Raw genomic sequence first — 17,800 nt, forward strand, 5'->3', positions numbered from 1 at the left:
AAGTTAAGGCTATCATTGGATTAAGAGAAAGTATGTTTACCTACCTCCTTTTATACGTTCTTTTCTGTTGGAAAGGCTGGAGAAGATTTTAGAGGTGTACTCTCTTTTGTATAGAGAACTTTATTAAGGCAATGTTCTTATAGGTGAATGGCACTGTAAGGGATGGTCATGCGTATAACAAAATACGTGAGAGTTGGGTTGAAATGACCGATTATGAAGACTCCGAGAAAAGAATAAAAATACTAAAAAAGACCTTTACTCTGATATTTTTATGTACTTTTGCAAGGAAAATAAAAGCGGTAAACAATCCTAAGACAGTACATGTTTCGTATCAAGAAATTAGATATCTTCATCGCCAAACAGTTTGGTATGCTCTTCGCAGGAACGTTCTTTATCAGTTTGTTCGTACTGATGATGCAGTTTTTGTGGCGTTATGTGGATGACTTGATAGGTAAGGGACTGTCGATGGAGGTGCTCGGACAGTTCTTTTGGTATATGAGTTTGATGATGGTTCCACAGGCTCTTCCGCTTGCAATCCTCCTCTCTTCACTGATAGCATACGGTAACCTTGGTGAGAGTTCAGAGCTTACTGCGATCAAATCGGCAGGTATTTCGTTGATTCAATCATTCCGTGGTCTGATCGTGATAAGCGTTATCATCGCTGGAGCTTCATTCTATTTCCAAAACAATATAGGTCCTATGGCACAGAAGAATATGGCTCAACTGCTTATTTCTATGCGGCATAAAAGTCCTGAATTAGAGATCCCTGAGGGTGTTTTCTACGATGGTATCCCACAGACGAATCTATATGTTGAGCGAAAAGACATGAAGAGTGGACACCTTTATAATATAATGGTGTACCGCATGACAGATAGTTATGAGGATCAAGCAATCATCCTTGCAGACTCTGGGATGTTGCAGTCTACGGCTGAAAAGAAGCACCTCGTCTTGAACTTATGGAGTGGTGAATGGTTCGAGAACATGCGTTCGCAAGAGATGGGAAATAGTGCGAGTGTACCTTACCGAAGGGAAACTTTCGCCCATAAACATATAGTCTTAGATTTTGACGGAGACTTTAATTTGACTGATGCTACAGGTATTTCGAGTGATGCGCGAACGAAGAGTCTGGAGAAGATAAGCCATGACAAGGACTCGTTAGTGCATGTATATGACAGTGTAGGAAAGGCTTATTACAAAGATGCGCAATCGCTTTATTACCCTGTTCCCAAGCTATCTTCTGCGGATAAGAAGCAGGCTATTAAGATAGCAGATAGCAAGAAGTTCGATATCGATTCATTATATAAGAGGCTTCCAGCTGATCAACGACGACTGGTCGTAGATCAGGCTTTGTCGACCGTTCAACAGGAGGTTAGCGACCTCGACTTCAAGTCTATGATCACCAGCGATGGCGATAAGATGATACGACAACATGAGATAGAATTTATCAACAAGTTTACTATTTCGCTCATTTGTATCGTCTTCTTCTTCATCGGCGCACCGTTGGGTGCTATCATCCGAAAGGGTGGTTTGGGAATACCAATTATAGTGAGTGTGTTGGTATTCATCGTTTATTACATCCTTGATAACACAGGTTACCGCATGTCCCGACAGGGAGATTGGGCTATATGGTTCGGTCGCGGGCTATCAATGGCAGTGTTAGTTCCGATGGCAGCATTCTTTACTTATAAAGCAAATAATGATTCGGCAGTATTCAATGCTGACGCTTATAGGAATGTTTTAAGGCGTATGCTTGGCTTGCGTATCAAGCGTAGTATAGCAAGCAAAGAGGTTATTATCAATGATCCAGACTATATTAAGATAGCCGAGCAATTGAGGATCATGAATGGAAAGATAGCCCGTTACTCTCAGTCGCGCAACCTTAAAGCACTACCAAATGTGGTTAAAGTGTTCTTCCGTTACCATGCCGATCATACTATTGAGAATATAAATGCAGAGTTGGAGAGCATTATTGAAGAATTAGGAAACACCCGAAACAGAGTAATCCTCACCTCTTTAAATAAGTATCCGATCCTTGCAGTTAAAGCACATACACGTCCGTTTGATCGCAGATGGATGAACATAACTTCGGCAATCATCGTCCCCGCAGGTATATTCTTCTATATAAGAATGTGGCGTTTCAGGCTCCGTCTCTATAATGATTTACGTACAATTACGACCTGTAATAACGAGATTATAGCAGAGATTGAAGCGCATGGAGGATGGGTGTTGAGAATAGAAAACAATAATAATCAGTAACAAGATATGGAAGAGTTTAAACTTGATAGCATCGAAGATGCACTAAAGGATTTCCGTGAAGGAAAGTTTGTTATAGTCGTAGATGATGAAGATCGAGAGAATGAAGGTGATCTTATCATGGCGGCAGAGATGATAACACCAGAGAAAGTAAACTTTATGTTGAAGAATGCTCGTGGTGTCTTATGTGTGCCAGTAACTCTTTCTCGGGCTGATGAGTTGGACTTGCCACATCAAGTATCTGATAATACATCTATGTTAGGAACGCCTTTCACGGTGACAGTGGATAAGTTGGAAGGATGCTCAACTGGCGTTTCTGCACATGATCGTGCTGCAACTATTAAGGCGTTGGCAGACCCTAATTCAACGCCTCAAACCTTTGGTCGTCCGGGGCATATAAACCCTCTTTATGCTCAAGACAATGGCGTCTTACGCCGTTCTGGACATACAGAAGCAGCCGTAGATCTCTGTAAACTCGCTGGCTGTTACCCTGCTGGTGTGTTGATGGAGATTATGAATGAAGATGGAACTATGGCTCGTATGCCTGATCTTCAGAAGCGTGCTAAGGAGTGGGGAATGAAGATTATCAGTATAAAAGACATCATTGCTTACCGATTGAAGAAGGAGTCTAGCATTGAAGTAGGCGTTGAGGTGGCACTTCCGACACAGTATGGTACGTTCCGATTGATACCTTTCCGTCAGGCTAATGGGCTGGAAAACATGGCACTGATAAAGGGTTCTTGGAAGGAAGATGAGCCAATCCTTGTTCGTGTTCATTCGTCATGTGCTACGGGTGATATCCTTGGTAGTAAGCGTTGTGATTGTGGGGAACAACTCCATAAAGCGATGGAAATGATAGAGAAAGAGGGCAAGGGGGTTATTATCTATATGCAACAAGAAGGGCGTGGTATCGGTCTGATGAATAAGATAGCAGCGTATAAATTGCAGGATGAAGGACTTGATACGGTTGAGGCGAATATACATCTTGGCTTCCGTCCAGACGAACGTGATTATGGTTGTGGGGCTCAGATGCTACGCCATATAGGGGTTCATAAGATGCGATTGATGACGAATAACCCCACAAAGCGTGTCGGTTTAGAGGCTTACGGACTTGAGATTACGGAGAACGTACCCATCGAGATAGCTCCTAATAAGTTCGATTATCGTTATCTCAAGACGAAGCGTGATCGTATGGGGCATGACTTGCACCTATAAACCTTTATAATCGCTAAGAGATAAAAAAAGCTTCGGAAGCCTATAGCTTTCGAAGCTTTTTATTTGTTTGATATTGTTCGTGGTGTTAACGAAGTAATATACCGAATGAGAGAGTTTTGAACTTTGGTCCATATCCGTTACGCATTAAGTCGCATGGACTATACTTCACATAGAAGTCAGGACCACCATTAAAGTTGACAGAACACATAAAGTCAATGGTCACAGGCTTCACGCGAACACCACTGTTTTCGTCTTCAATCTTATGTCCATCAAGGTTATAACGAGTCTTCAAACTGCTATATGTGTTGAAATTTATAATAGGTCCGAGCGTGAAACCAAAGTATTTCCCATCATACTCGTAGGTGAGTGGGAAGTTGACACTAAAGACCTTAATGCGTGAGAACTTAGGGCTACTATTTGTGGGATAGCTGGTAAGTGACACAACGTTGTTATCTTTTACAAATCGTTGGTTGCCCGTAATGCGATAATTACGCCAGTCAACACCTACTCCTACAGAAAATTTATGATTGCTACGCCATGGCTTATATACCCAGTCAGCAATAATCCACCATATCTCCCATGACTTGAAAGGTTGTATATCTGCAGCATGAGGAATCCCAGGCGCACTGTTGAAACCGAAAGCTAATCGAGTAGCAAACTCTATTGTGCGGTTGCTATCCTTAGGTTTATTAAACCCTGCAATAGAGAAATCCCATGATTTCTCATTGATTGACGAAGTGCTCACGTAGTTGCTATCCACCAATTGAATGGTGTTCACGTATCGGTAAGTGGGATTATCCTTACTCCCCAGCACCTCGATATGTTGTAGAGAATCGTTTGTGATAATCTTTACTTGTCGTGGTTCTTCAATCGTTAGTGTGTCATTGATACTTACGGATGCGAGAGCTGATGAGCTGTAAGTTAGCAACATGCTAAGTAAGATAGTTTTCATAAGCTTTGATTTTTATTGTATTAATTTTTTAAGTTCTGTTATACTTGAAACCTTTCCTTCCATATAAACTAATGTGATGGTAAGTGTGCGCCCCCTTTGTTGTGTTAAATAACAGAGGTATTTGTGTAATGCTCCTTGCGCAGGTAAGGCAAGGATGAGCGTGAAGGTTCCCTTCTTCATAGTTTGTTCTGCTCCAATAGCATTCTTATGGTCTCGTTCAACCAGTTCGAACACTGTTGCACGTTGCTGTTCAGAAGCTTTGAAGCGAATACTATGATAGTAATCAAGTTTATACTTACTGACAGCTCTTCCTTTTGCTCTCACATCGATTAAATCACCATGAGGCACTATCTTCCCTTGAAAGAGAGGAGTAACGTTCAGACTTTGCTGTGCATGAATGCAAAGTGAGGTAAACATCAGCAGTAATATCAAGCATAATCGTTGTTTCATAACGTTTACTTTATTAGTTTCTATTATTGATGAAAGATGTCGTGCAACTGATCATCTATGTCGGTAGCATCTTCTTGTTGCAAGTCTTGTAGTGTCCCACTAATCTCTTTTGTTACCTGTTGTGGATCAGTGATGTGTTTGCCGTAGATGTATGCTTCGCAATAATCTTGCCGTTGAGCATGCCATACCATACTCCCAACTGCCAATAAAATGATTATTGAAGCAGCTATACCTATCAGTTTCCTATGAAGGAGGATAAACGTTGCTTGTTTCTTCTGATGCACTTCCTTCTGTTTGGGTTCCATGAGTGTACTTATCGAACAAAACATTTCTTTCAGAGGAAGTAGCTCTGCTGCCACTTTCTCGTATCTAAAATAATCGTAGAGTCGTCTTTCCTCGTCAAGTGAAGTCTCCCCTTCCATGAAGCGACTTACCAGTTGTTTTATATCTTCGTATTTGTTCATTCCCATTCAGTTTTTAGAAATTGATCCTTAATAGCATGGCGAGCGCGGCTTAGAGCCTTCCTTACTGCAGTCTCCTTACTGCCCGTGAGTTTGGCAATATCGTTAATCTCCATTCCCTCCATGTGCCGCAGTCGCATGATAGTTTGCTGCATTGTAGGTAATGTGTCAATGAGAGCAATTACCTTTTCGTATCGTTCGTCGGCTTTTTCCTCCTCATTAGGAATAGTCTCATTCACTTCTGTTGTGTAGTGATGTCGGCGAAGAATGTCAATGCAACGGTTCTTCAACAGTACCGAAGCGAGAGGAGCCATCGGGAGATGTAGAGTGTCAATTAGTTGCCAAAGCTTCAGTAGTACGTCTTGCACAGCATCTTCTGCCTCATCATTGTCCTTTAGATAGTTACGGGCAATGGCGAGCATCTGTGGTCGTACCAGCTTCACCTCTTCTTTGTACTCGTTGATGGTCATGACTTCTTTCCGTCTTTGCTTATAATACGTAATAAGTAGGTTTTTGTGACATCAAAGGTTCAACTTTTTTCTCATTCTTACAAGTAAAGCGTAAAGAAAATATTTGAGCTATATATATAATAAGGTGTGTCTCCTCTTTACGTCTATCTTCCCAGTAGGATTCTCAACTTGTATCTCACTTTCCAGTAGACATACAAAAAGGGTATCTACTGATTCAGCTAATATAACAAAAAGGTGTCTATCCAAATCTGGAAAAGTTAATGTGTCGTATTATACAGGTGTGTAGAATGAGTTATACAAACGTGTATAATCAATTATACAAACGTGTATAATGAGTTATATACACGTAACTAATCAATGAAAATGAAGAAATATCGAAGCTGATGTAAACTAACTGATAATGAGTATGAGACGGGGTGATTTGCATACTACTGCTCTATTTGTAAAGGGCAGAAATATGCAGATTTAGGCAGAAGTTCAGTTACCAGTGTGTTACCTTGTTTTGATGTAGGTAACGATGGTGCAGTATTAGGTAACTGAATTATTTTCGCTCGTGTGGCTGTTGCTTCGGTCGGCAGTATTCTGCATAAGTGAGGAACGCTTTAATTCGGGTAACTTTGCCCACAAATATTAAAGCGTATGAAAACAGAGAAAATGAAGGTGTTGCTCTACCTTAAAAAGATCGGTCTGGACAAGTCGGGGAGAGCTCCGATTATGGGGCGTATTACCATTGAGCGTTCCATTGCTCAGTTTAGTTGTAAACTCTCCTGCAATCCTGACTTATGGAATTCACGTGAGAGCAGGATGGACGGCAAGAGCCGTGAAGCGGTGGAAATTAACGGCAAGTTGGAGAACCTGTTGCTTTCCATTCAATCTGCCTATCAGTCGTTGATTGCCAAAGGCCAGCCATTTGACGCAACCGATGTAAAGGAGCTGTTTCAAGGCAGCGTGCAGGCTCGCTGTATGCTCATCGAGAGATTGGATATGCTCATCAAGGAGAAAGAAAGCCATATCGGTATAGACATCAAGAGGAACTCTATGTCCGCCTATCATTCCACTCGGAAACGATTACAGGAGTTCATTCAGAAGAAATACCATGTTTCGGATTTGGCATTCTCACAGCTTACAGAAAGCTTTATCTATGAATTGCAGACGTTCTGTCTCGGTGAACTCGGTCATCAGCAAAGCACATTTTTCAGAGTTGCAGCAGATTTGAAGACCGTCTGTAGGCTGGCTTATCGTGAGGGACTGGCTGATACGCTTCTGTTTGATAAAGTACATATAGAACGAGGAGACAAGAAAGCACCTAAAGCTCTTGACAAAGAAGCATTGGACAAGTTGAAGGCACTCCGCTTTGATGAATTGGAAGAGGAAATGGAAACTGCTCGTGATGTGTTTCTCTTCGCTTGCTATACCGGTGCAGCCTATTGCGATTTGATGGAACTAAGCAAGAAGCACCTTGTCCGTGATGATGCAGGCAGTTTGTGGTTGAAGTTCAGCAGACAAAAGACAGGCGTACTTTGTCGTATCAAGTTGTTGCCGGAAGCTGTTCGGTTAATTGAGAAAATGCACAGCGATGAAAGGGAAACACTGCTCCCCCATATCAAATATCCCACTTATCAGTCCTGTCTTAAAGCCTTGCGATTACGGGCAGGTATTTCTTTCCCCTTTACTTCGCATACTGCAAGGCATACCTTTGCCACGCTTATCACCTTGGAGCAGGGCGTTCCTATTGAAACGGTGAGCAAGATGCTCGGACATACGAACGTAAGTATGACCGAACGTTATGCGAAGGTTACACCGCAGAAACTCTTTGAGGAGTTTAACCGTTTCCTTTCTTTCACTGAAGATTTGCGTTTAACCATTTAACCAAGATTTTTTATGAGAAGTACATTTAAGATACTGTTCTATATCAACAGACAGAAAATAAAGGCAGACGGCAAGACCGCCATTCTCTGCCGTATCACCATAGACGGAAAGAGCACTGCTATCACCACAGGCGAGCAGTGCAAGTCCTCCGAGTGGAGCAGCAAACAAGGACTGACAACCGACAAGAAGACCAATCAAAGAATCGGCGAGTTTAAGGAACTTGTAGAAAAGACCTATCAGGATATTCTGATAAAGGACGGAGTGGTAAGTGTGGAAGTGCTCAAGAACCGTTTGCAGGGAGTAGCCGCTACGCCGACAACACTTCTTGCCATGAGCAAAGCCGAACTGCAATCCGTTAAAGAGTGCGTGGGCAAATCGAGAGCTGAGGGAACCTATCAGAATCTTCTCTATTCAGATAAGTTACTTACGGAGTTTGTAAAGGATAAGGGAATGACGGATATAGTCATAGCCACTATACAGGAAGACTTGTTTGAAGAATACCGTTTCTATCTGAAAAAACGAGGCTTGGCAACAGCAACCATGAATCGCTATCTTTGTTGGCTGAGTAGGCTGATGTATCGTGCGGTCAGTCAAAGGCTCATCCGTTGCAATCCTTTTGAGAATGCCAAGTATGAGAAAACGGAACAGAAGATACGCTTTTTGCAAAAGAGCGATGTTGGCAAACTCATGGCATTGAGAGTAATTGATAAGGAGGCAGAACAAGCAAGACGGATGTTTGTCTTTGCCTGTTTTACAGGTTTGGCTATTGCCGATATGGAACATTTGCAATACCGTCATATCCAAATGTCAGCAGACGGACAGAAATATATTAGAAAGGGACGGCAGAAAACAAAGATGGAGTTTATTGTGCCCCTGCACCCCATAGCGGAAGCCATCATCAATCAATGCAAGAAAGAACGACCAAGCATGAAAGAAATGCAGACGGTGAAAGAAAAAGGTGACGACTTTATCTTTCACTGTGCTTGTAGCCGTAGCGTGATGAGCAAGAACCTGAGCATCGTGGGTAAGGCTTGCGGTATCAGAGAGCGGTTGTCCTACCACATGGCAAGGCACACGTTCGGCACGCTGAGTTTAAGTGCAGGAATACCCATAGAGAGTATTGCCAAGATGATGGGGCACGCCTCTATATCCAGTACTCAAATCTACGCACAGGTGACAGATAATAAGATTTCTGAGGACATGGACAGGTTGATAAGGAAACATCAGACAAAAGAAACGAAGGAGGAAACCGTATGAATGTCAATCACCATCAAATAAAAAGAGATCGCAGTTATTTCGAGTGGGGCGATAATATGCAAATCACTCGCAAAGGCAAAGGCGAAATAGCAATGACAGAGAGTGAACTGGTGGATTTCTTTAGTGTAACATGGAGGAAGCTCAATTATCGTCTGCAACTTCTACTAAAAGTCTCTCCCCTGCAACCCGACGAAAGGGATACAGGGGAGCAGGAAGTATTCGTGAACGGACGACTGCGAGGATATGCTCCGCTTTATCCACTCACAATCATCATCGCTTTGTCTTATCAATTGGACAGTACGGAAGCACACTTCTTCAGGAAACATGTATGTCAGAGATTGCAGAAACCTACATCCATAATAACACCGATATTCTTAATAGGAAAGACGGATACCTGATGATTATATTTTCTTTTTCTTTCATTGATTATATCTTACTACATAACTACAATAAGGTATAATACGTTGAAAGAAAAAGGATTAAAGATTTTTATTGATATACGAATATTCTTTCAATTATTTACTACGCTACTACAAAAGAAAGATTTTTATTAAAACTGAATTGACAGTGTATAAAAACTAAAAGCACAACCATGAGAATTTATAGTTTATAACACATAAACTAAAAGAGCTGTATCAAACCCTATAATGAGTAACGACACAGCTCTTTTTCTTGTTTTGAGGGAGATTAAAGTTTCTAATCAAGAAGTTCGCATCCTTTCAGATGTTGAGTTTGTATCCAATATATTTTATGGCAACTATTTAAGCTCATGCAACATGTAGGGTGCTCCAGAAACCTTTACCTTCAATTTTTCATAGCTTCCATCATCCATGTGATAGACAGAGTAGCCCATGCCTTGGTCTGTTGACATGCCGAAGATGATATTATTGCCAGACTTGCAGATGGATGTGGCCCAGCCTACAGTTCCAGAAAAATTCATCTTCTTGCAAGTCTTATTGTATAGATTAATTTCAAAGGCTTGAAATGATTTGTCATGAACGTAGTCAGGTGGATTGCTTGCCGCTCCGGGAATGTTAAGGTATCCATAAACCTTTCCGTTTCCACCATACACTTTATTATAAGCATACGATGTTCTGTTCCCCTTTACTCCTTCTAAGTTTACGTCTGCAAGGGTGAAGCAATATGAGTTGTCAAAGTCTTGCTCCCCTTTCTTAATGCGCAAGAATCCTTCTTTGACCCCAGGCTGGTATCCAAACATAGCTACGCAATAGAAATAGATGTCACCCTTCTCGTCCACGAATGGGTCCCCAGCAGGGGTCATAGAGGAGGCCATTGTAGCACGAGGGTCACTAATCATTTTGATGGGCTTATCGGTCTTGGTATCTATTAAGGCTATATGTGCCCCCTTCTCGCATGAGTAGGCAGACTTTAATTGGCAGAGCGTCACGTATAAGATGCCGTCTCTGATGATGGAAGCACATGGTTCAGGATTATTGTCGCCAGCCAACTTCCCCAAGGAATAGCCAGATAAATCTATTTCTCCTGTTTTTGTCATGGAGGACGGATCTATAATCCACACCTTTCCTAATCCAAGACAAGAAACGTAGGCTTTCTTCTCGGATAAGAATGTGATGTATGTGGCCTTTGCACCACTTGGAAATAGCATGGTGTTTCCTTCTTGAACAAGGATTCCATCCTTAGGGATGTACTTGTAGAGGTGTTCTGTATCTGTCACATATATCTTATTTTTATACACGAATGTGAATGCCCCCTTCGGAAGCACCAATGCGTTGTCTGTATTGAGTGAACTAACACTCAAATCCTTGAACAGGCTAATATATGTGTTTTCTCCGATGTTTACGCTGTGTACAAATCCTACTTCAGATTTTGTAGAGGGAGGAAAGTCCGGAGAGTCCTTTCCGCATGAGGTGAGACCTACAAGAGATAGCAACACAAGGGCTGCGATTAAAAAATAATGTTTCATTTTATTTGTTTTTAAATTGGTAATATATTACAAACTCATTGCTCCGTCCGATGTTTTGTCGCGGAACAGATTAAAACGCAATTTTGTTTTAAAAGTGCGTCCTTGCAGTGGCATCTTGAATTCCATATAGTTCTCCTTGTCAAAGATGTTCTCAACTTCGAAACTCAATGAAATGTTGTTGTGCCAAAAGGATTGTTGAAGGCCTATGGTAAACACATCGTTGGAGGGGATAATCCATTTTTTACGCTGGTCGGACAGTGTGCTCATTTGCCATCCCCAATCGAATTCTCCGACATGGGACACATCCATATAAATTCTAGATAGTTCATTTCGCCCCAGCAAATTTTCTGCATGATACTCCAAACCATAGTTAAAATAGAAAGACGGTATGTTGGGTACATGTTTATTATATGTGGGATTATCCGTCCCTTTTGCATCGTTTAACCATTTCTGCCGGTCTCGAATGTCCTGTAGTGTAAGATTGAAATATGTATAGATGTTTGGTGTCACGTCTACTTTCAAATCGGTATCAAATCCCATCGTGCTCGTCTTTCCCAAGTTTGTGTAGATGGAACGGATATCAGCGGGGAAAAGCCTTATCATATTCTGGATATACATGTAATAGAAGTTTGTTTCCCACTGCACGCGGGTAAGTCCCATCACATTTCTTGTATCTATGATGGTTCCAACGTTCAGGTTGTCTCCAATTTCAGGCAGTAAGTTCACTGATGGCTTGATGCTCATTCCGTTACCGAAAAGTTCTCCTGTGTCAGGGAGTCTCACATTGTGTGAAAACGAGAACTTTCCTCTCACGCCTTTCCAAAACTCATAGCTCACTCCCTCACTAAATCCGTAGTACGTTTTGTTCACACTTGTTTGTTTGGGAGCTGATGCATCTTTCATTTGGGCTTTCGACAAGGCATCGCTTGTTCTAAAGATTTTTGACTTCAGATAGTAAATGCTTATCGTCAAGGAATTCTGAAAACGATGATTGGAAGAGGCATACAAATGACAGAGTCCGATATTGTTTGAAATCATTTTGCTGGGAAACGAGCTAGGATCGAACCCGAGATAGTCATTCATGCGTTCATCTTTAGGACGGTAGTCCGAAAGAGCAAGTTGATCATTTATGTTGAATGTATGTTGTCCAAATGTATATTTTAAATTAAATTTGTTTCGTAATTCAAATTGCCGGTTATGGGATTCATTAAGAAGATTATCTTCTGTTTCCCCCATTGCCTGAGTGATGGTCCCATCCCATTGTCTTCTTGTTGTTGTTGTGTCTATCAGGCTCGTTTGTATAATAGGAATAACAAGGGATGATTTCATTTCCAAACCTTTAAAGACGAAGTCGTCTTTTTCTATATGCAAAGTGGGCATTATATTAAAGCCTTTCATATAGGCATGCTGCGAATCAAAGTTAAGAGACTGTATACCTTTTTTATTTCTGTAGAAGGCGCATTCCAAATCCAGTTTATCGAAGTATAACTTTCTAAAACCAATGCCGACATGATAGAAGTCTGCGTCATAATAGTCATTATTTCGTCTTACCTTTCTGTATTCTGAGACTGGCAGATTTATTTCGAATACTGGCCATGACATCGTGTAGTTGTTCTTGGATTTATTCTTAAAGAAAGCAACATTAAATAATATGCCTGACTTTGCAAAAAGCTTTTGAGCACTTGTAAGTGTCTTGGATGTTCCGAATGATGCCAATTCCTGCGTGAATCCTACTAGGTCGCATTCATCCTCACGTGTCACAATATTGATGGCTCCTCCTAATCCGTCGCCTCCATATTCTGCAGGCACAATACCCTTGTACACCTCTATATATTTGATCACATCTATTGGAATATCGTTGATGTCGAAAGAACCGTCAGGACTGTTGAGTGGAAACCCATTAATATATACGGCGACACGCTTACCTTCTAAACCATGTACAGATATGCGCGACGCACTTCCCAATCCGCCTGTCTTTCTTACTTTGATGCCAGACGTGCGTGTAAGAATTTCTTCTATACCGCTTGAACGTCCCCGCAGCTTGGATCCGTCCACTACGGTTACAGCCATAGGACTTTGCCGAATGCGGTTTATTTCCGCCTGCTGGGAAGATCCCCTCACTACAACTTCGTTAAGGACGTTCGCTGATGATTCTAAGAAAAAGTCTTTTGTGATATTGCCGTTTAATACAATGACTTGCCTTACTCGTTTATATCCAACAAATGAAACCTCAACAATACATGTTCCATTTGAGGGTATGTCAATTTGATAATTGCCTGTCTTGTCAGAAACTGTTTTCTGTTTTGTATTTTTGATTGATATGCATGCCCCAAATATGGGAAGTCCTGTTTCTTTATCTATGATTTTCCCACGTAATATATTTTGGGCAGACAAAACTGTTGTACACAAACACAGTATCGTTACGATGAATAATCTGTTCATAATTTTATGGATTAATGAGTTCTCGCCATCCTGCTGTATTATAGCGTATATATTCAGATAAAACCTGTTTTGCCTCTTCTTTACGGATTTCTGGATTTGAGACAATCTCTCCGACGATTGTTACCCATATAGAAGAGGAAATCCGAAAGAATAGTGACGAAACTTTTGTTTGTATTTGTGGATAGACTTTTTGCATTTGGTCAATATATTCTTTACTTATTGCAACTTGTTCTTCGATAAAATTTTCACGGAAAAATTCTACAGAAGTACCTTTTGATTCAAAGAGCAATAACTTTAATTCTTCTTTATACAAGAAAATTATTTTAAGCGTTTCTCTTAGCAAATCTTTTTGACTTTGTATAGAGAAACGAAGTTTGTCTATTTTGTTGGGTTCTATGCGATAGGAGGACAGCCTTCCATCCAAGACAGCAAGTAAAGGCCTAAGGACAGCATAAAAAATATCATCTTTTGTCTTAAAATAATTGTATATATTACCTAAGACAACTCCTGATTTTGCAGAAATTGTTCGCATCGAAGTTTTTCTAAAACCATTTTTAATAAATTCATTGCGGGCAGCTGTGACAATTCTGTTTCTTATATCTTCTTTTAATATTTTCATTACTATTTTATTAACGGACATCGTTCAATTTTGTTCATAAAAAAAAGCGTACTGTTTAAAAAACAGTACGCTCCTTTTATTGTTGCCTTTATGCGGCTGTGTGATATTTTTATCATTAATTCAATTTTGGATACAAAGGTATGGGAAGAATTCTATACTGGCAATACTTATTAATAAGTATTTTTAATCGAATTATAATACTAAACTCAAATGGACTTAAAATAGTAATTCTCCTCCAACATCCTTTCCAAGTCCGAAGCCTTGTAGAGTATCTTCCCTGCAAACTGCGTGTAGGGAATAATCTTCCTGTCTCGGTAGTCCTGCAAGGTACGGGGACTGATATACAGCCGCTCGCACACTTCCTTACCCGTAAGGAAAAGTTCGCCAGCAAAGAGTGGCTTGTGCGTATCCGCTACTTCCACTATTCGTTTACCTACACCTCTCAATGCCGAGACGACCAACTGCATCTCGTCCGTCTCCATGTTCAAGTCTCTTGCTGTTTCCATCATATCTGTCTGTTTCTAGATTTGTTTGACTTCGTAAGAAGCAATGTTTCCACATCCTCACGCTTGTAATAGCACTTGTGCACGATTTGCGTAAACGGCAGCACGCCCGTATCACGATAATTCTGCAAGGTGCGCTTGCTGATGTTCAGCAAGCGGCACACATCGCCGTTGTGCAGCCAGTCCGTGTGCTTACTCTTTTCTCCGAATGCCTTGTGGCAGCATTCCGCAAGGTTCGAGATTTCATCTCGAAGCTTTGCCCAATTGGTTTCTGTAATGATGTAATAGTTCATAATTTTATATTGTTATTGCTTGTTGTTTCAAATCTTTCCAGTTTTCATCGGCAAAGATAATGGCGTGCATGCGCCTCTCAAAGCCGTGGGGAACAGCAGGGAAGTATCGGGAACAATCGGGAAAAGAGCAATCCGTTTCATCGGTTCGCATTTGCGTTTTCCTGCCCCGTCTTTTTTCTTTTGTTGCAAAGACAATCCAAGCGAGTGCAGAGGAAAGTTCACTTATCCTTTGCCGAGCGCAGCTTGTCTTATGCAAAATTAATATCGGGCATTTCTTATTCCATCACTTTTCATTCACGTGGCAGCTTGTGGCACTATGACAAGGACAAAAGAGACAGATTGATACTTTTGCCACTATACAAATAAGGCTAATAAGACAATCAAAGCAAAAAAGTGCATCTGAAAGCAGACAGTAACATCCGTATTTCTGCTAACCTATCTTTCCTGTCATCCGTTTTTTGCTTAATGAGACGATAGATGCTCTTCTTGCCTGCCTGTTTCTCTAAGAATTTTGCAGCAGACGAGCGCAACATTATGCAAGAATATTCTGAATGCTTGGAAGTTACGCATTCTCACCCTAACTTCATTCTTGGAAACCAATTCAAGGGAATAATGAAAAAGAACGCAGATGCAGGCAATATAGACAACAGGAGAAATCCTCATCGCAGGGGTAGTTCATCCAAGAACGCAGAGATAGAAACCTACCTCTCCACACACTACGATTTTAGATACAATACAGTATTGGGTAGAACCGAATACCGAAGTAGGAACAGCGCATATTTACAAAAGTCGGTCGTTATGAAATCAATACGCTTCGCAGGGAACTTGATTGCGATAAAAACATAGCGACTTCTGCCGAGAACCTTTATTCCATCATTGAAAGCAGCTTTTCTCCCCGTATCAATCCTGTGCAGGAGTATTTAAAAGGGTTGCCATTGATAGATATAGGTGATAGCAGTAGCTGTGATGATGCCGGTTGCAGGGATAGTAATGCTTCTTCCTTTTCACTGAAAGCCATTCCCAGACTGGCAAGTTGCGTTGTTGTGCACAATCACAAAAAATGGCTACCATATCTCACCAAATGGCTCGTGGCAGTAGTTGCAAACGCAATGGACGACCGTGAGTGCTGTAACCACACCTGCCTCGTGCTCACAGGCGAACAGGGAAAGTTCAAAACCACGTTCTTGGATTTGCTCTGTCCGCCGGCACTGCGCGGTTACAGCTATACGGGCAAGATATATCCGCAGGAGAAGGACACGCTTACCTATATCGGACAAAATCTCATCGTGAACATCGACGACCAACTCAAAGCCCTCAACAAACGAGACGAGAATGAGCTGAAGAACCTCATTACCTGCCCGATGGTCAAATACCGTATGCCCTACGACAAGTATGTGGAGGAACATCCCCACTTGGCAAGCTTCGTGGCATCGGTGAACGGTAACGACTTTCTGACAGACCCGACAGGAAGCAGACGCTTCCTGCCCTTTGAAGTGCTTTCCATAGATATTGAGAGAGCAAAGGCTATCTCGATGGACAATGTCTATGCGGAAGCCAAAGCCCTGTTAAAGTCAGGTTTCCGCTATTGGTTTGACGATGATGAGATAGCCGAGCTATACAGGGAGAGTGAAGACTTTCAAGTACAGACTGCAGAGATGGAGCTTTTGTTGCGTTGTTTTGAAAAGCCAACGGAGGATGAAAACTATTCGTTAATGACCACTACGGAGATACTCACCTATTTGGGTATTTATACCCACCAGCCACTTGTTGCCAAGCGTATGGGCGAAGCCTTGAAGAAAGCAGGATACATAAAGGTGAGCAAGCGAAGAAACGGAGGTAACCCCATCTATGTCTACAAGATTAGGAAAATCTTGCCCTGCCCGCTCCTTCAAACTTGTAGTAGCCAAATGTAGTAGAATGTGTAGTATTGTCTTATACTACAAAGTAACACTGATTATCAATCACTTATCACAAGATAGTATGTAGTAAGAAGAAAGATGAAAAAGTTTGGAGGGGAAAAACTTTGGAAAAGGTAAAACCACAAAAACAGACAAACATAAATAATTATCATTCAACCCATTAATGTATCAAAACAATGAAAGAAGAAGATTTATCACTTATCAAGCGATATCCCATCGTGGAGTATCTTGAAAGGAAAGGCATCAAGCCTGTACGTAGGACTGCTGCCTATACGCTGTACCGTTCACCGCTCAGGGAGGAAACGCATCCGAGTTTTAAGGTGGACACAGAGAAGAACCTTTGGATAGACTATGCCGAAGGACGGGGTGGAAGCATAATCGACCTCTGTATGCGTATGGAGGGATGCACGCTATCTGAAGCCATCCGCCGTTTGGGGCAGAACACTCTCGATAATGGCACATATAGTTCTCGTAATGGCTTCGCACCAAACAACACGCAACCTGTAATGCTTGCAAATGGGGCAAGGAGACTGATAGGCATATCAGACACTCTGCTGCCACATTTTCAGGAGTATCTTACGAAGGAACGCTGTATTGATTTGGAAAAGGCTACACCATTCCTCAAATGTATCAGCTATGAGGTAAGAGGCAGGCGCTATCAAGCCATCGGCTTTGCCAATCGTTCGGGCGGCTATGAGCTTCGGGACGATAAGACGTTCAAGGGAACGATAGCCCCGAAGGACGTTACTCCGATATTCACGGACAGAGCGGAACCTGTATGTATCTTTGAAGGCTTCATGGACTTCCTCTCCTTCCTTTCAATGAAAAAAGAGATTACCAACCACTGCCTTGTGATGAACTCCGTGAGCAACGTGGCAAGGACTATCCGCTATTTGAATGACCGACACCTTACCCATATCCGTGCCTTCCTTGACAATGATGAAGCAGGACGGAGGGCTGTTCAAGATTTCATAAAGGCAGGCTTCCATGTTGAGGACATGAACATACATTACAAAGACTTCAAGGATCTCAACGAATATCATGTCAGCCGTGTCCGTGAGCAGCAGAAACGGAAAGCGCAGGAACAGACACACATATCAATTACAGAACAAAACAAGAAATCAAAACAAGTTAAACTTAAAAAGAAATAGA

15 protein-coding genes and 1 pseudogene are annotated in these 17,800 nt (G+C 41.6%); 7 read left to right on the plus strand and 9 right to left on the minus strand.

Annotated features, from left to right (window positions below; translation table 11 throughout):
* The first annotated feature begins 321 nt into the window (after positions 1-321).
* The gene (locus tag J5A55_RS06445) at positions 322-2,256 is read left to right on the plus strand and encodes an LptF/LptG family permease (protein ID WP_004383729.1); all 1,935 of its coding nucleotides are present in this window, start codon (positions 322-324) and stop codon (positions 2,254-2,256) included.
* Positions 2,257-2,262: 6 nt separating this feature from the next.
* On the plus strand, positions 2,263-3,468 hold the full coding sequence (locus tag J5A55_RS06450; RefSeq protein ID WP_004383728.1) for a bifunctional 3,4-dihydroxy-2-butanone-4-phosphate synthase/GTP cyclohydrolase II: 1,206 nt from the start codon (positions 2,263-2,265) through the stop codon (positions 3,466-3,468).
* An 85-nt stretch (positions 3,469-3,553) separates the two neighbouring features.
* On the opposite strand, the gene J5A55_RS06455 is transcribed toward J5A55_RS06450, so the two are convergent.
* From J5A55_RS06455 to J5A55_RS06470, 4 genes are read right to left on the minus strand one after another with little or no spacing between them, the layout of a single operon-like run.
* The gene (locus J5A55_RS06455; RefSeq protein ID WP_004383727.1) at positions 3,554-4,420 is read right to left on the minus strand and encodes a hypothetical protein; all 867 of its coding nucleotides are present in this window, start codon (positions 4,418-4,420) and stop codon (positions 3,554-3,556) included.
* 12 nt (positions 4,421-4,432) lie between these two features.
* Positions 4,433-4,870: a DUF6108 family protein gene (locus J5A55_RS06460; protein ID WP_039851447.1), complete on the minus strand. Its 438-nt coding sequence runs from the start codon at positions 4,868-4,870 to the stop codon at positions 4,433-4,435.
* A 23-nt stretch (positions 4,871-4,893) separates the two neighbouring features.
* Positions 4,894-5,334, minus strand: a complete 441-nt coding sequence (locus tag J5A55_RS06465) for a hypothetical protein (RefSeq protein ID WP_039851474.1) — start codon at positions 5,332-5,334, stop codon at positions 4,894-4,896.
* A complete protein-coding gene (locus tag J5A55_RS06470) occupies positions 5,331-5,801 on the minus strand; it encodes an RNA polymerase sigma factor (protein ID WP_004383724.1) in 471 nt (156 codons plus the stop codon). The genes J5A55_RS06465 and J5A55_RS06470 overlap by 4 nt, the downstream gene beginning before the upstream one ends.
* A gap of 639 nt (positions 5,802-6,440) precedes the next feature.
* On the opposite strand from J5A55_RS06470, the gene J5A55_RS06475 reads away from it, so the two are divergent.
* Genes J5A55_RS06475 through J5A55_RS06485 form a run of 3 tightly spaced genes read left to right on the plus strand, consistent with a single transcriptional unit; the run spans position 6,441 to position 9,325 of the window.
* Complete coding sequence (locus tag J5A55_RS06475; protein WP_004384409.1) at positions 6,441-7,670, plus strand: site-specific integrase; 1,230 nt, start codon at positions 6,441-6,443, stop codon at positions 7,668-7,670.
* Between the two features lie 12 nt (positions 7,671-7,682).
* On the plus strand, positions 7,683-8,927 hold the full coding sequence (locus J5A55_RS06480) for a site-specific integrase (RefSeq protein WP_004384410.1): 1,245 nt from the start codon (positions 7,683-7,685) through the stop codon (positions 8,925-8,927).
* Entirely contained in the window at positions 8,924-9,325 is a 402-nt protein-coding gene (locus J5A55_RS06485; protein WP_004384757.1) for a hypothetical protein, read from the plus strand. The genes J5A55_RS06480 and J5A55_RS06485 overlap by 4 nt, the downstream gene beginning before the upstream one ends.
* A gap of 359 nt (positions 9,326-9,684) precedes the next feature.
* On the opposite strand, the gene J5A55_RS06490 is transcribed toward J5A55_RS06485, so the two are convergent.
* From J5A55_RS06490 to J5A55_RS06510, 5 genes are all read right to left on the minus strand, one after another.
* Positions 9,685-10,872, minus strand: coding sequence for a YncE family protein (locus J5A55_RS06490; protein ID WP_004384756.1), 1,188 nt, complete (start codon positions 10,870-10,872; stop codon positions 9,685-9,687).
* A 27-nt stretch (positions 10,873-10,899) separates the two neighbouring features.
* Positions 10,900-13,314, minus strand: coding sequence for a TonB-dependent receptor (locus J5A55_RS06495; RefSeq protein WP_004384755.1), 2,415 nt, complete (start codon positions 13,312-13,314; stop codon positions 10,900-10,902).
* A gap of 4 nt (positions 13,315-13,318) precedes the next feature.
* Positions 13,319-13,954, minus strand: a complete 636-nt coding sequence (locus tag J5A55_RS06500; RefSeq protein WP_004384754.1) for a TetR/AcrR family transcriptional regulator — start codon at positions 13,952-13,954, stop codon at positions 13,319-13,321.
* A gap of 185 nt (positions 13,955-14,139) precedes the next feature.
* Entirely contained in the window at positions 14,140-14,442 is a 303-nt protein-coding gene (locus tag J5A55_RS06505) for a helix-turn-helix domain-containing protein (protein WP_004384752.1), read from the minus strand.
* Positions 14,439-14,729, minus strand: a complete 291-nt coding sequence (locus J5A55_RS06510) for a helix-turn-helix domain-containing protein (RefSeq protein ID WP_004384751.1) — start codon at positions 14,727-14,729, stop codon at positions 14,439-14,441. Before J5A55_RS06510 ends, J5A55_RS06505 begins: the two co-directional genes overlap by 4 nt.
* 477 nt (positions 14,730-15,206) lie before the next feature.
* Between J5A55_RS06510 and J5A55_RS06515 the strand changes: the two are divergent.
* Both J5A55_RS06515 and J5A55_RS06520 read left to right on the plus strand, forming a co-directional pair.
* A pseudogene (locus J5A55_RS06515) lies at positions 15,207-16,642 on the plus strand (virulence-associated E family protein).
* Between the two features lie 182 nt (positions 16,643-16,824).
* The gene (locus J5A55_RS06520; RefSeq protein WP_004384747.1) at positions 16,825-17,799 is read left to right on the plus strand and encodes a toprim domain-containing protein; all 975 of its coding nucleotides are present in this window, start codon (positions 16,825-16,827) and stop codon (positions 17,797-17,799) included.
* The last annotated feature ends 1 nt before the right edge of the window (position 17,800 follow it).

It is taken from the genome of Prevotella veroralis (assembly GCF_018127765.1).
Lineage (GTDB): Bacteria > Bacteroidota > Bacteroidia > Bacteroidales > Bacteroidaceae > Prevotella > Prevotella veroralis.